Source organism: Lysinibacillus sp. F12 (assembly GCF_057773605.1).
In genome coordinates, this window is sequence record NZ_JBYMLP010000003.1 from 557,630 (window position 1) to 572,788 (window position 15,159).

Sequence of the window (15,159 nt, forward strand, 5' to 3'; positions counted from 1 at the left end):
CATAACTTGTCTTTATTTTTCCGTTTCCATACAGCTGTTCAGGAGGATCTGAATATAGAAAATTTAGCAGCAATTGATATTGCCACTATTTCAATAGAAGAAATTCGAGAGATTACATTGGAGGACCTTTATTACTTTATGGAATACTGTGAGGTACAGCGTGGTAATTCTGCAGCTTCAAGAGCACGTAAGGTGGCGACATTAAAATCCTTTTTCAAATATTTAAAAGGCAAACGGCGACTTATTGAGGAAAACCCAGCAGAGGAATTAGAATCGCCGAAAATTGGTCGAAAAAGACCTATCTATATGAATTTTCAAGAAGCTACACAATTTATAGATGGCATACCAGTCAATCAGGCGTCACCAAGAAATTACTGTATGATGATGTTTTTCTTAAACTTAGGAATTCGTGTGACGGAGCTATGCCAGCTCAATATTACATCGATACAGGGACGTCATTTAACTGTGGTCGGGAAGGGTAATAAGGAGCGAACTGTCTATTTGAATGATAGCTGTATGCAGGCACTAGCAGACTATGAAAATAGTGGGAAAACACCGTATAAAGGGAACGGAGATGAGCCTCTTTTTGTTTCACAAAAGGGAACACGTTTTACGCGTCAAACGGTTGCCAAAATCGTGAAACGTATTAATCAGCAATCAGGTCTTCAAAAGGAGCGGCTTACACCACATAAGCTGCGCCATACTTCTGCAACAATGATGTATAAAGCTGGTGCTGATATTAGAAGCTTGCAGCATATTTTAGGGCATTCAAGTGTAGCAACCACTCAAATTTATACACATATTGAGGATGAGCAGCTACAGCAGGTTTTAGAAAACAATCCATTTAATATGGTGCAGGAAAGATGATTTACAGCCATCTCTGTCGAATATAATGGTATAACGAATAAAGGGGGTAGCGTATGCTATTATTAGCAAAGAATCAATTTGATGCTACAAGAGAGCAATTACTTCAGGAGATTAACCTTTTAAGTGATGCAGAATTTAATAGCAAGCCAGATGCACAAAGTTGGAGTATAGCACAAATCTGTCATCATCTTATTTTAGTAGAGGAAGCCACTAAGAAGGCTATTACTTGGGGCTTAACATCCCAAGAACAATTGGCTCCTGAACGAAAGGATATGCGACTGCTGTTAGACCGTACACGAAAAATTCAAGCACCAAACATAGTGGAACCTTCGGAAGAGCCCTTCCAGGTTCAAAGGATGCTGGAATTGTTAGCAACCACAAGAGCGGACTTCCTGGGATTTTTAGATACCATTGAGGATGCGGATGCTTTAACCAAGCGTACAATGAAGCATCCGGCTCTTGGTGAATGTCCACTAGATCAATGGATTGAGCAGATTTATCTTCATGAACAACGGCATATTCAACAAATTCAGGAAATAAAAAATAACTGACAACAGACTCCATATTGATGTGAAAACCCATCTATCCTTTAAGCAGATAGATGGGTAATTTTTTGCGTGTTTATCATTAATCATTCTTTTCCATTTATGTCAGTGTAAATGGCTTTAGCTGTACTGTCCACATACTCAGAAAAAAGCACACTCCCATGGCTATAGGGTTCCATGAGGGGGTCAGTATCCAACAAGTGATGCCAGTGCGAATCGGGAACGCAAAGATAGTTGCGGTCCATTAGAGGATGTACATCCTTCTTTATAAATTCATCATGGACAAAAACTCCAATAGCTAGAGGCGCTGCGAGTGTAGGTGTATTGGCTATCTTTTCAAAGCCTAATATTAAAATGATTTCTTCTTCAAAGTGTTTATCTCCCGTAATCAAAAGGTTTAGAAGGCATCGTTATTTTACCATTGAATACCGTAAAACACGCCTTATTTTGGAAACACTACGTTCATAAGCGCAAAGCGATGCAAGCTTGTGGCGATTTTTTTCTATCATAAATACTTGACGTTCCTCATAATCTGTTATATATTAAATAAAAATAAAAACAACTGTTATAAAACAGATTGAACCAAGGAGGAACTTTTCATGTCAAAGTATCGAGATGGGTATGAATTTTATTGTGAAATGTGTGAGCGTTATGGGCTAGAACCAATTTCTTTCCGCTATTATGTATTACAGCTATCACAGCAGCAGCTTTCTGCCTATAATATGCAAGCGAAGCAATTAGGAATTTAAAAGGATATGGTTATGATGGAAGCCGACACGAATATTTTATGAAAAGCCCAGCCATACTAAGTAAAATGGACTGGGCTTTCATCTTTTTGAAGCTAATTTCAGAACATTCATTGATTTCTAAAGTAGAGATGTAGATAGATTATCAAAATAAAATACAGTTATAGTTCCAGGAAAAGTAGCTCAAATGAAAGGAAGAATTAAAGATGACTGATTATCGAGAAGGCTATGAATTTTATCGACATATATGCGAGGAGCATGGATTAGAGCCCATTAATTTTCACTATTATATATTAAATTTATCGCAAGAGCAGTTAAATGCTTATAATGAGCATGCTAAAACATCTGGAGGATCAATAGAATATGAGGTCTCCTAACTATTAAAATGCCTTACTGCTCATAAGTGACAGTAAGGCATTTTTGTCTAATCAATTTTAAATTCTGAACAATTTATACGTTATTAGTTTTTTGTATTTAATAGAGAAATAGCCTAAGGAAAATACTATCAATAGTACAAAAGTATTTAAAAACCTTAAAATTAGACAATGTTTTTGAGTTAATAATAACTAATATTTGTATTTTATATCAAAAACTATTCCAACCTTCCTGTGAATGATTGCATATTTGGGTTGAATTAACTGCTTTTCTAAGACTATAATATAATTACAGAAAAAAGGGCGATATACCACAACTTTATACCTCGCTGTAAAATAAAGCAAAAGTACCAAACCCTTCATATTTTAATGAATGGAGAATGAGAATGATGAATATCACGCCTAGTAGTAATCAAATGAACTACAGTCTTAAAGAATTGCAAGATATTTTTTCCGCTATGAATAGTTCCATTATTGTGGCAATTACAGATCGTACCGGAAAAATTACTTTTGTTAATGATCATTTTTGTAAAATTTCGAAGTATACGCGTGAAGAATTAGTAGGCCAAGATCACCGTTTACTGAACTCAGGCTATCATCCTAAATCTTTCTTTAGAGAGATGTGGAGAACAATTGGAAATGGTGATATGTGGAATGGCGAGGTTTGCAATCGTGCGAAAGATGGCAGTTTATATTGGGTGAAGACTACTATTTTCCCATTCCTTGATGAGCGGGGAAAGCCCTATCAGTATATCGCTATACGCGTCGATATTACAGCGCAAAAGGATATTAAAAAAATTACCCACATAGCCTATCACGATGAATTAACAGGGCTACCAAATCGTCGTAAATTAGAACAGCGTTTAGAAAATGAATTCCATCAATCTCGACGTTCAGGAGAAAAATTTGCGTTATTTTTCATTGATGTGAATCGTTTTAAACACATTAACGATGGACTTGGTCATATTATCGGTGATATGTTTTTAGTGGAAATGTCGAATCGTTTGAGAAATATTGATTATACCTCTAATTCTTTTTATCGTCACAATAGTGATGAATTTGTCATGATTTTAAATGATGTGAATCGTATAGAGGAAATGGCCAAGGAAATAATAGGTGTCTTTAATGAAAGCTTTGTCGTAGATAACTATGAATTTTATGCGAGTATTAGTATTGGCATTAGTATTTTCCCAGATCACGCAAACACGGTAGAAGAATTACTGAAAAATGCTGATATTGCCATGTATGCTGCTAAATCTACGCGAGGAAATCAATATCGCCTTTACCGTGACAATATGGATGAAGCGAACGATAAATGGCTTTTACTAGAAACAAAATTACATCAAGCTTTAAAAAACGATCTTTTAGAATTACATTATCAGCCCAAAATCGATTTAAAAACAGACACAATTATTGGTATGGAGGCTTTATTGCGCTGGTATGATCCCGAATTAGGGCATATTCCGCCAGATCGATTTATTCCATTTGCTGAAGAATGTGGACTCATTAATGATATTGGGGTATGGGTGCTAGGTAAAGCCAGTGCACAGGCTAAACTTTGGAATGAATCCCATAATCTCAGATTACGTGTAGCAGTTAATATTTCACCCATTCATATTAGTACTTCTGGCTTTGTAGAGATGGTGAAGGATGTTATTGCAGAAACAGGCATTGACCCTCAATTATTAGAAATTGAAATTACCGAAATGAGCATGCTCGATTATACAGAAGATCTAATTAATACAATTAATCAATTGAGAGCTCTTGGGATTACGATCTCCTTAGATGATTTCGGGACAGGCTATTCTTCACTAAATTACTTAAAAAAATTCCCTGTGGATGTACTTAAAATTGATCGTGCTTTCGTGCGTGATATCGTTCCTGAAAAATCAGGCATCGCGATGATTTCGGCGATGATTTCTTTAGCTCATGCGCTCAACCTACAAGTAGTTGCTGAAGGTGTTGAGGAGGAGGCTGAATTAAACGTACTTCGCGAGCATGGCTGCGAGTATGTGCAGGGCTATTATTTTAGCAAGCCTCTTTCTGTCGAGGATTTTACAAATGTTATTGTCCAGTCGTTCACTAATAGCTCCAGTTATTAATTGCTATTTATGAATGATTTTGCTAAAGTGAAAGATAATATACATGACAATTTGATGATGTGGCCAAGTAAGTTAGAATAGTGAAACAGAAAATATAGCATTTGCTGAGAGCTATATCACCGCTTCTTTACTGAACACCTACCACGGAGAAGTTATGAAAACATAACCGAGTCGTTTTCGTTACTAAACGCTAGAGGGTTTTAAGCTTAGCTTAAAGCTAAATTCAAGGTGGTACCACGTCATTCCAGCACAAAGACGTCCTTTATACAAGGACAGCTTTGTGCTTTTTTAATTCAGGAAATCGAATACTTAAAAAAATGGAGGTAAGTACGATGTCAAAACAACTAGAAGATTTTTCAAAATGGTATATCGAAACCATTCAAAAAGCAGATTTAATGGATTATACGCCCGTTCGTGGCTGCATCGCCTTTAAACCAGATGGCTACGAAATTTGGGAGCATATACAGGAGGAAATGGACCGTCGTTTTAAAGACACAGGCCATCGTAATGCGTATTTTCCTATGTTAATTCCTGAATCCTTCTTCCAAAAGGAAAAGGATCATATTGAAGGATTCTCACCTGAGCTTCCTTGGGTGACAGAAGCAGCAGGTGAAAAATTAGAAGAACGCTTAGCACTTCGTCCAACATCTGAGACGATGATTGGTCACCTTTATTCAAATTGGATTAAAAGCTACCGTGACCTACCTGTTCTCATTAATCAATGGGCAAATGTCTTCCGATGGGAAAAGAAAACATTGCCTTTCATTCGTACCTCAGAATTCCTTTGGCAGGAAGGGCATACGGCCCATATAGATGAGGAAGATGCACGTAAAGAAACGATGCAAATGCTAGACATTTATAAAGAAGTGGTGGAACAAGTTCTAGCAATTCCAGTCTATGATGGACAAAAAACGCCATCTGAACGTTTTGCAGGAGCTGTCGATACGTATTCAATTGAGGCGATGATGAAAAATGGGAAGGCTGTGCAAGCAGGTACGTCCCATTATTTAGGAACAAAATTTGCGGAAGCCTTTAACATAAAATATTTAAATAAAGCGAATCAGCACGAATATGTCCACACAACATCTTGGGGGACATCTACACGTTTAATTGGTTCAGTCATTATGGTACACGGTGACGAGCAAGGACTAATTTTACCGCCTCGAATTGCTCCAACCCAAGTAGTGTTAATTCCAGTAGGACCATGGAAAAAGAATCCTCAAATTATGGAGCAGCTGGATGCAATTTTTGCGGCTTTAAAAGCGAAGGGGATTCGCGTGCGACTTGATGATTCAGACCAATCGCCAGGCTTTAAATTCAATGAATGGGAACTAAAAGGAGTGCCTGTTCGTATTGAATTGGGACCACGAGATCTTGAAAACAATCAAGCATTATTGAAAGCGCGTGATGAGGACGAAAAACAAACGATTGAATTAGCAACTGTTGTGGCAGCTATTGAGGAAGAATTGACGACCATGCAAGCACGTTTACTAGAAAAGGCTCGTCAATTCCGAAACGAAAATACACATTCTACGATTGATACACTGCCACAATTACAGCAGCACATTGAAACAGCTAAAGAAAACGGCTCTATTCCGGGCTGGGTACTTGCTGGATGGTGTGGGAAGGATGTATGTGAGGAAAAAGTGAAGGAAGAAACAAAATACACAACTCGCAATATTCCATTCAATCCGCCAACAATAAAAACGACTTGTATTTGCTGTGGAAATGAAGCAAAACATACGGTTTGGTTTGCCCAAGCATATTAATAGTACACTAACCCCTGAACGAAAACTCAGGGGTTTTGTTCTTCTATGTGAAGAAATTGAATACATGCTCCAACGAATGAATCTCGGCATATGGCTGAATATCCGTGTCATTTTTGCGCATGGATGGATTAAACCATATGCCCTTTATATGTGCCTGTTGACACCCACCAATATCCTTTACTAAGTCATCCCCAATGAAAAGAGTATTCTCTGGTTTTACATTAAGTCTTTTTAAGGCAATTTCAAAGATCCGTCCATCTGGCTTACTCCATCCTACTTCCTCAGAAATAATGACCGTATCAAAATAGCGGTCTAAATTCGTATAGGATATTTTAGCTTTTTGTCTTTCTACGGAGCCGATGTTAAAACTTTATAAATTCTTACAAAATAAATTGTAATTATAAGGTTAAATTCCCTGTTCAACGAGTCCCGCCTTGCCGAAGCTACTACGGTTTGATATAACTCTCCGAGGGCTTAAATTCCCGTGCATCACACGGTACATATCTAGGATTTAGTTTGGAGTTAAGCTTCCTAGATTGAATAATTCGCTAAATTGATTGAAGCATTCAAATCACGGTCGATTTTCAAGCCACAATCGCACCTGTAAACACGGTCTTTCAGTTTCAAATCAGATTTAATTTGACCGCAACAAGAACACATTTTAGACGATGGGAACCATCTGTCTGCCACTGTCACATCAATACCAAGATAAAATTTGGCTTTGTATTCGAGTTGTCTTCTAAATTCGAAAAACTTTTGATTTGCGACCAATTTTGCCAAGTGTTTGTTCTTCATCATGCCCTTGACATTTAAGTCTTCAACGACTATCTTGCTTGGTTTTTGCTTGATAATCGTCTTTGTAGCTTGATGAAGGTGATTGTCCCTAATGTTCGTCAATCGTCTGTCTACTCGCTTGCGAAGCCTCTCTAATTTTAAAATATTATGGGTCTTCACAAACTTCTTGCCATCTTTGTTTGCCTCGTATTTTCTACTGATTTTATGGGACATCCGCCGATGCTTCTTCTCCAAACGCTTGACTTCACGTTTTTTGTTGATGTTGTCGAAGCTCAAACCTTCCACGTTGGTAACAGCCAGTTCTTTAATTCCCAAGTCAATACCGATGGATAAATCTTGGTTAGGTGTCCAGTATTCTTCTGGGGTTTCAATCCCACAAGTCAGATACCAGTTCTTGTTATCGTATCCGACACGGACGTTGGAGACCTTGATTTTATCCTTTTTGTAATTTCCTTGAGGCAGTCTTCCTTCGTCTTTCATCTTGACGAAGCCTATCTTTTCGAGATAAACCTTGTTCCCGTAGACTTTCAGCTTACGCTCATCATGATAGAAGGAAGGCTTTGACTTGGACTTTTTCTTGAACTGAGGGTAGCCTGCATCGGGGAACGGGATTCCTTTTTTAAGGTTTTCCCGAAACACCTTGAATGCCTTGGTCATATCTTGGAATACGTTACGCCAAGCGTCAGCGCTGATTTCACCTAGCCATAGATAATCCTTATTGGACTTCTTGGCATCAGTAATCATCTGCCTAGCCTGAGCTGTGGAGACGCTATTTCCTTTTTCGTATTCGTCTTTGATATAACCAAGACCAACATTCCAAGCGCCCCTTGCGTGGTTGGCTGTTTTCCATAACATCGACTCTTGTTCTTTCGTGGGATAGAGCTTGATTTTAATGGCTTTAATCATCTTTTTTCAGCTCCTTAATCAGTTCCTTAGTTTTCTTGGAACGTTTCCCTTGGAGCTTGCAACTGAACACTGTGATAATCTGAACCAAATCCTCAACGACTTCCTCCTGTTCGGATTTCTCATTGTGGTCGATGATTTCGATGCTCACATTGTTCTTGTCGCAAATGTTTTTGATGAGTTCGTAGCCGAATCGGACAAGCCTATCCTTGTAAAGAACAACGATTTTAAAAGGCTTTCCTTGCGCCAACAGATACGTCTTCATGTTCTGAACCTGTCGCTTCAAATCTGCTTGCTGCTTCTTGGAGCTGACACGGCAATAACCAACCACAATCTTTTCCTCGGCTATCTTCCCGAGTTGCTCTTGTAATTGTTCTTCTGAATAATACCTATAGCCTGTATCTGGGTTCACGTAGGCGGGCTTCAACTTGCCTTCTTTATCCCAGTTACGCAAAGTCTGAGGATTGACATCAATAAGGTCAGCGAATTTTCTTATCGAATATCTTTGCATTACAATCACCTCTAAAGTAATCATCACACAAATACCTTAAAATATCACAACTATTTTATAAAGTTTTATAAAGTTTTAACCGTTCACTATCAAACGCAACTTTGACAGCAGTTCTCTTATGAACTTCTCATGCTTTCACATGAGCGCAGACTATATGTTTACCCAATTCCTTGGGTAGAGGATTTTTCCACCACCATAAGCTTGTGATGTACTCCCGTCAGCTATACGGGATAGTCGTTGAACGTTCCCCAGTTTAAAGGGGAGTCGATGCGGAAGACCGATTGTTCCATAGCACTTAGGATTTAACCTTATGCCATCCAGATGATTTTTTTTACTTTCGTAACCGTCACGCACGGCTTTCTATATAACATTACAAACATTATTTAATTTGTAACAATTTATAAAGAATTTGTTACCGTTTGTGATAATACCCACTTTCATTTGCTGCTTTATCCGATGAATAATCGTTAATGTATCTTCACTGACAGAAAAGCATTGAGGAAAGTGATGGTTCCAAAAGTCTTGAATAGCATGTTTTGGCATGCCATATTGAGGCGGAAAGTCATCAAAAAAAGAGGCTACCACATCCGTTTTATCACTTTTACCAAAGTATTTTTCATCATATTCCCTAAATTTTTGTCGCATTTCATTTTTTATCGCATGCTCGTCATCCACATAACACATTTTTACTAGCCTAAGAAATAATTTATCTACTGCTTCATCTCGATTCAGTAAGGTGTTATCTAAATCAAATAACATAGCTTTACAACCGTTCAACTAAGTCACGACCTTTCATCCAATCAGTGACGTTTTCCTTTAATAAAAAGGTATCGATAATATCTATCGCTTTCTTAACCATATTAGATGGCAATGCATCTAAAGAAAAATAGGCTAGCTGTAAACTCTCATCGTCAAGCATTGTTAGCTGCCCCTCTATTTGTTCAGCTATAAAGACGGCGGTTACTCCATAAACCTCATCTCCGTTTGGATATAGATAATAGTCCTGTTGACCAGATAGCATGGTTATAAAACGAAGTTGGGAAGTCTGTAGCCCAGTTTCCTCTAATAATTCACGTCTAGCTGTATCCTCTAAGCTTTCGCCAGGTTCCATCGCTCCACCAGGTAACCCCCACATTCTTATATCAGAGCGTAGCTGTAGAAGAATTTGTTTCTCCTCATTAAAGACAATCACCGTCGAGCCTACTAAAATAAGGGGCATTGTCCCAACCTGTTGTCTTAGTGCTTTTACATAATCACTCATAACATTCCTCCTTTTCCCATCAACCGTTAAGTACACCTTAACATAAATATCCAGACTCATCGTATGATTGTGATAAAATAAAAGGGTGGTTTCCTAAAATCAAGGAACTTGACTATGCAATGCGATAGAAGGTTGTATAGGTCTCAAAAAAATTACAAAGAAAGTCAGTTTAAAAGGAGAAATAGAAATGACAGAAACAACTGGCTGGAAAAATAATGCGCGTAATCATCCATTCATCGCTTCATTCAGTGGGGGAAAGGATAGTGTTTTAGCTTTATATAAAGCATCACAGGTGGGGCGAGCAATTGGTCTCATTGTCATGCTGGAGGAGGAAGGGAAGCGCTCTCGATCTCACGGTATGCCACCTGAGCTTATACAGGCTCAAGCCGATTCTATTGGATTGCCAGTGTATACAGCTGCTGCTAGTTGGACGGAATATGAACATGTATTTATCGATCTTTTAAAAAATGCGAGAAATCAAGGGGCAGAGGTGTTAGTTACGGGTGATTTAGATATGCCTCAGCACGGCTGCTGGCATGATGAGGTTACGAAGAAGGTTGGATTAAAGCTTGGCATGCCATTATGGGAGATGAATCATCGGGATGCTGTTGATGAATTTATTCACTTAGGGTTTGTCACGATAGTGGTGACAGTGAATTTATCGTTAGGGATGACAGAAGAGGATTTAGGACGAATACTTACCCCTGATTATATCAAAGAGCTGGAAGAGCGTAATATTGACCCTTGCGGAGAAGGGGGAGAATTCCATACGACAGTTTTGGATGGACCTCTTTTCCGATATCCCATCAAGGTTCGTAAATGTTCTATTATTCGAGATGGGGAATATGCATTTTTACCATTAGAACTTGCTTAAACATAACCTAATCACAACGATGGATGCCTGTTTAATGGCGTATGCTACATGAGGTTACAAAAGCATCACATCCAAAACCAATCATAAAAAATGAGCACAAAGGTGATCACCTTTGTGCTTTTTGTATTTATAAGTATAAAATCCATAACAAAATGTCCAAAATAATAATTGACTAGACACTAAACGGTGTCATATAATTAGGACACCATTTAGTGTCCAATTAGAAAGGGTGGTGGTTTTGAATAATAATCATCAAGAGCGTGATGTGTATGTAGCCATTGCTGACCCTACAAGACGCCAATTGATTAATTTATTAGCAAATGCCGATGAGTTACCGCTGCACGAATTAACAGCTCATTTTGAAATGGGACGTACTGCTGTGTCTAAGCATTTAACGATTCTGAAAGACGCAGGACTTGTGATCGCTCGAAAAGAGGGTAGAGAAACAAGATATAGGCTCAATGCCGCCCCGTTGAAAGAAATACAAGATTGGATATCGATTTACGAAGACTTTTGGAAAGCAAGAATTTCAAAATTACATTTATTATTGGGGGAAGACAAATGAAACCAGATGTAGCATTAGATTTTAAATTTACAAGTTCTATCGAGCAAGTATGGCATGCCTTAACGGATTCGGATACACTTGCAAAATGGATTTGGAACAATGATTTTAAGCCGATTGTAGGTCATAAATTTCAATTCCGTGCTGAGCCAAACGAATGGTGGGATGGCATTGTCGATTGTGAGGTACTTGAAATTGAAGAGCCTCATAAACTATCTTACACATGGAGAAGTGCAGGAGAAACTACAACAGTAACGTGGACTTTGACACAAGCAGCTGATGGTACAACTCAGTTACATCTCGATCAGGGTGGATTTAGTGAAGAAACAAAAGCTCGTCAAGGAGCAATTGAAGGCGCTAAATACGCTTGGACTAACATGGGTAGTCAGCTCGAAAAAGTATTAGCCTAGTAATTGAATCAGCCTTTATGAAAAAGAGCGCAATTCCTTCAAATGAATTGTGTTCTTTCATTTTCCGAAGGTCGTTCTTCATAGGTAAATAAAGTATCCTTGTGAAAATAGTAAACACGGAAGGAAAACAGAATGAAGATTAATCAACTAATTGCTAATAATATTAACCGTTTACATGTCGACTTACCAGAAGACTTATCCCTTGGCATTGCAGGCTTGTCTGGGTCAGGGAAAACCACCTTTTGTCAAACAATAGGGGAAGAGTCCAAAAAGCGTCTTGTTTCTTTATTACCTAAAGCTGAATATCAATATTTATTTCCTGCGATTATGGAAACAAATTTTAGTGCTATTAAAATGGAGGATATGCCATTAGTTCTTTTTCTAGGGAAATCATCCATATCTACAAATCCACGTTCAACTATCGGTACGCATACAGGTGTATTTAAGGAAATACGTGATCGTTTAGCAGAAGAGTTTCAATTATCTCCAGAAGTTTTTTCCTTTAATAATGCGCTAGGCTGGTGTCCGACATGTAAAGGACGTGGTACGACGAAAAATGTTGAATGTAAAAAATGTCAGGGGAAGCGCTACAGTGAGGAGGTAGAACGTCATCAGCTACCATTAAGAGGTGAACTGTATAGTATTTCCGATATTCATCAATTAAGTGTGGAAACGATCTATTCCTTAGCAACGGAATTAAAGATTAGTGAAGAGAAGCAACATATTCTTCAAAATATTATTCAAATGAATATTGGTTATTTAACATTAAACCGCATTATGGGGACATTATCAGGGGGAGAATTAACAAGACTGTATTTGGCTGAGTTTATGGCAACGAGTGAGAATACAGTGATTATTGTTGATGAAATCTCTGTAGGTCTAGATCATGACACACTCCTGAAAATTTTAGAGCAAATTCAACGACTAGGCTCTAAAAATCAAATTTGGCTAATTGATCATTCGGATACAGTTTTAAATACAGCAGATAAACATCTATTCTTTGGACCAGGTAGTGGAAAATACGGAGGAAAAATCGTGGAAGAATCCCCTCGACCACAGCCCATTTACTGGGAACGAAGTCAGGTAAGACCTAAGACCTTCTATCAATTCCGTGACCTATATTGCCGCAATATCCAAATGGACGAAATAGAAATTCCACAAAATCAGCTTGTCACCTTCACAGGAGAGTCGGGCTGTGGAAAATCAACATTGGTGAATGAGTGTATCGCAAAGGATTTTGTAAAACGTTACCCAAAAGATAAATTAGTGATGGTAGGGCAAGATCGAAATCAATCGATTACAAGTCGATCCACCGTTGCGACATTTCTCGATATTAAAAAGAAGTTAACGAAATATAGTGAGGAAATCGATGATATTTTTCAACGCTCGATTGAAGATATTATCGTGGAGCTCCCAAAGGAAGATATTGCTCATAAACGGTTAAGCTTGCTCATCAAACTTGGCCTAGGCTATTTAACGCTGGAAAGAAAAACACAAACACTATCCACGGGTGAATTTCAATGTGTGCATTTAGTGTCAGAGCTGTTTGCCAATTCTCGAAATCCTCACACACTGTTTATTTTTGACGAGCCTTCCAAAGGATTATCCCAAAATATATTAAACCAATTTATTGATAGTGTGAGGGATATTCTGAAAGATGATTCGATTTCCATTGTTATGATTGAGCATAATGCCTATATGCTTGAAAGCTCTGATTATATCGTTGACTTTGGTAAAAGACAGCAGGGGCCAGTGACACATCTTGATGTAGTGGAGCATGAAGCATATTTTAAACAATCGCACCTTACGAAAAGCACCTCTGACCTACAAATCACATCTACTTTTGCATCGAAAAAGGGTATTCATTATTTACAAGACCATCCTATTAGCTATTTTAAAAATGCAGAAAATATATACAAAGGTGGCATTTTAAAAAGCCTATCATCCATGGCCCGCCTCATTTACGGTGAATATGAATCGAATAAGATAGCCCCTGTCATTGCGATTGATCTTGAGAGGCATTTATACAGCCAATATAGCTTTTTATATGAAATAGCTGGTCTTATCAATCATATTGTCGCGGCCCATCCGACCAATAAGGATACAAGAAGCTTTGATTTCTTTAGCCAAGAAAACCATTGTCCGAGCTGTTCAGGTCGATTACAAATAGAAGAATTCGATTTTGATGTAGTCATCCAAGATAAAACAGTGCCATTCTGGGACGGCTTATTGCATCCAGATGTGATGGAGGTTCTAAAATACTATCAGCATTCAAAATTGGCGTTCCTTTTTGAAGAGATACAAAATGAACTGGGGCAAGATATTAGTAAAAGCTATACTGATATGACAGAAGAAGAAAAGCATACATTTTTATATGGTTATTGGGACAAGTCATTTTATGATAAAGCAACAAAATCCTCGAAAAAATGGGAAGGCTTCAATTTTATTATAGGCCGTTATATCGTCATTTCTAAATCCATTATCAAAGAGCAGATGAAGGAAACAAGAAAGATGGTCCCTTGCCCAATTTGTCATGGTTCGGTTCTTAATCACCAAAAGAAATTACGTTTTGGTGACATAGATATTCGAGAAATCATCCATCAACCGATTGATGAGGTCATCAAAATAGTAGGCAATTTACCACCACTTGAAAAAATCAAAGCGATTGTAGGCAGTGATATGTCACTCATACAGGATGTCTCTTTATTGCCAAGGGAAATGCAAGTAGCACTGAAAATGCTGGAAATAGAGCTTGCCAGCTTTGTGGGCTATGAAATTGTTCTACAAAATACATTGCCATTCTGGGATAAAATTAAAGATAATATTGCTTCCATCAGCCGTAAAAACGAGGTTACAATTTGTGATTTCGCTTCTATTTATGAAACGAGAGACACAATTATTGATCAATATTTTACAAATGGTCAATATAAAAAATTAACGTATGTTTATGAAGCTTTAGGCTACAAAAAAATTGTGACGCAAATCAATAAAGTTAAAGGGAGTCATCCATGTCCATTCTGTAAGGGGAAAAAGGTTCTGACGGAAGAAGGGCTACATGACGGTGTCTATAAATTAACGGTTCCATGCGTCAGCTGTGGTGCAACCGGTATTAATGATGAGGGCCAAAAGGCAATTATCGAAGGTATTGACGTGCATACATGGCTAACGGGTACGGTCAGTGATGTTGTAAAGGAAGGAAACCAGTTGGGGGTAGTGGGGAAAATTCCTATTTTCAATCGTATTAGAGAGTTAAATAAACAAGAGATGATGGCGGTTTATCAGTACCTTGAACAGAACCGTTAAAATCCTACGTTCGAAGCCCATTTGCCAATTGCAAGTGGGTTTTTTTATGTATCACTAATTTTTCCAAAAAAGTAAACAATCAGTGGCGTCTTGGTTGTATGAACCGTACTATAAGGATAGGTAAATCGGCAGTACAA

General features: G+C 38.0%; 14 protein-coding genes and 1 pseudogene. 10 read left to right on the forward strand and 5 right to left on the reverse strand.

Features of this window, described 5'->3' with window-relative positions; translation table 11 throughout:
- From AC3CH7_RS16755 to proS, 6 genes are all read left to right on the forward strand, one after another.
- Positions 1 to 867: tyrosine recombinase XerC (locus tag AC3CH7_RS16755; protein WP_488381797.1), on the forward strand; the 867-nt coding region annotated here is incomplete at its 5' end.
- Between the two features lie 53 nt (positions 868 to 920).
- On the forward strand, positions 921 to 1,418 hold the full coding sequence (locus AC3CH7_RS16760) for a DinB family protein (RefSeq protein ID WP_036168291.1): 498 nt from the start codon (positions 921 to 923) through the stop codon (positions 1,416 to 1,418).
- Positions 1,419 to 2,011: 593 nt separating this feature from the next.
- Positions 2,012 to 2,161, forward strand: a complete 150-nt coding sequence (locus AC3CH7_RS16765; protein WP_004230023.1) for a hypothetical protein — start codon at positions 2,012 to 2,014, stop codon at positions 2,159 to 2,161.
- Between the two features lie 203 nt (positions 2,162 to 2,364).
- Positions 2,365 to 2,535, forward strand: coding sequence for a hypothetical protein (locus AC3CH7_RS16770; protein WP_012294474.1), 171 nt, complete (start codon positions 2,365 to 2,367; stop codon positions 2,533 to 2,535).
- Positions 2,536 to 2,918: 383 nt separating this feature from the next.
- Positions 2,919 to 4,634 carry a putative bifunctional diguanylate cyclase/phosphodiesterase gene (locus AC3CH7_RS16775; RefSeq protein ID WP_227256846.1) on the forward strand — a complete coding sequence of 572 codons (1,716 nt, stop codon included), beginning with the start codon at positions 2,919 to 2,921 and terminating at the stop codon, positions 4,632 to 4,634.
- A 332-nt stretch (positions 4,635 to 4,966) separates the two neighbouring features.
- Positions 4,967 to 6,403 carry a proline--tRNA ligase gene (proS, locus tag AC3CH7_RS16780; protein ID WP_036161675.1) on the forward strand — a complete coding sequence of 479 codons (1,437 nt, stop codon included), beginning with the start codon at positions 4,967 to 4,969 and terminating at the stop codon, positions 6,401 to 6,403.
- Positions 6,404 to 6,446: 43 nt separating this feature from the next.
- Here the strand turns inward: proS and AC3CH7_RS16785 are convergent.
- The 5 genes and pseudogenes from AC3CH7_RS16785 to AC3CH7_RS16805 all read right to left on the reverse strand — a co-directional run.
- Positions 6,447 to 6,761: pseudogene (locus AC3CH7_RS16785) on the reverse strand (HAD family hydrolase); the annotation flags it as partial.
- A gap of 173 nt (positions 6,762 to 6,934) precedes the next feature.
- Positions 6,935 to 8,104 (reverse strand): RNA-guided endonuclease InsQ/TnpB family protein, encoded by a 1,170-nt coding sequence (locus tag AC3CH7_RS16790; RefSeq protein ID WP_036216221.1) that lies wholly within the window; start codon positions 8,102 to 8,104, stop codon positions 6,935 to 6,937.
- Positions 8,097 to 8,612, reverse strand: a complete 516-nt coding sequence (locus AC3CH7_RS16795) for a MerR family DNA-binding transcriptional regulator (protein WP_207872879.1) — start codon at positions 8,610 to 8,612, stop codon at positions 8,097 to 8,099. The genes AC3CH7_RS16790 and AC3CH7_RS16795 overlap by 8 nt, the downstream gene beginning before the upstream one ends.
- 360 nt (positions 8,613 to 8,972) lie before the next feature.
- Positions 8,973 to 9,371 carry an HAD family hydrolase gene (locus AC3CH7_RS16800; RefSeq protein WP_012294479.1) on the reverse strand — a complete coding sequence of 133 codons (399 nt, stop codon included), beginning with the start codon at positions 9,369 to 9,371 and terminating at the stop codon, positions 8,973 to 8,975.
- A gap of 4 nt (positions 9,372 to 9,375) precedes the next feature.
- Positions 9,376 to 9,873 (reverse strand): NUDIX hydrolase, encoded by a 498-nt coding sequence (locus tag AC3CH7_RS16805; protein WP_036161679.1) that lies wholly within the window; start codon positions 9,871 to 9,873, stop codon positions 9,376 to 9,378.
- Between the two features lie 187 nt (positions 9,874 to 10,060).
- On the opposite strand from AC3CH7_RS16805, the gene AC3CH7_RS16810 reads away from it, so the two are divergent.
- The 4 genes from AC3CH7_RS16810 (at position 10,061) to AC3CH7_RS16825 (ending at position 15,022) form a co-directional block, all read left to right on the forward strand.
- Complete coding sequence (locus AC3CH7_RS16810; RefSeq protein WP_099805833.1) at positions 10,061 to 10,747, forward strand: Dph6-related ATP pyrophosphatase; 687 nt, start codon at positions 10,061 to 10,063, stop codon at positions 10,745 to 10,747.
- A gap of 238 nt (positions 10,748 to 10,985) precedes the next feature.
- A complete protein-coding gene (locus tag AC3CH7_RS16815) occupies positions 10,986 to 11,312 on the forward strand; it encodes an ArsR/SmtB family transcription factor (protein WP_447402287.1) in 327 nt (108 codons plus the stop codon).
- Positions 11,309 to 11,719: an SRPBCC family protein gene (locus tag AC3CH7_RS16820; protein ID WP_036216232.1), complete on the forward strand. Its 411-nt coding sequence runs from the start codon at positions 11,309 to 11,311 to the stop codon at positions 11,717 to 11,719. Before AC3CH7_RS16815 ends, AC3CH7_RS16820 begins: the two co-directional genes overlap by 4 nt.
- A 132-nt stretch (positions 11,720 to 11,851) precedes the next feature.
- A complete protein-coding gene (locus tag AC3CH7_RS16825; RefSeq protein ID WP_488381654.1) occupies positions 11,852 to 15,022 on the forward strand; it encodes an ATP-binding cassette domain-containing protein in 3,171 nt (1,056 codons plus the stop codon).
- The last annotated feature ends 137 nt before the right edge of the window (positions 15,023 to 15,159 follow it).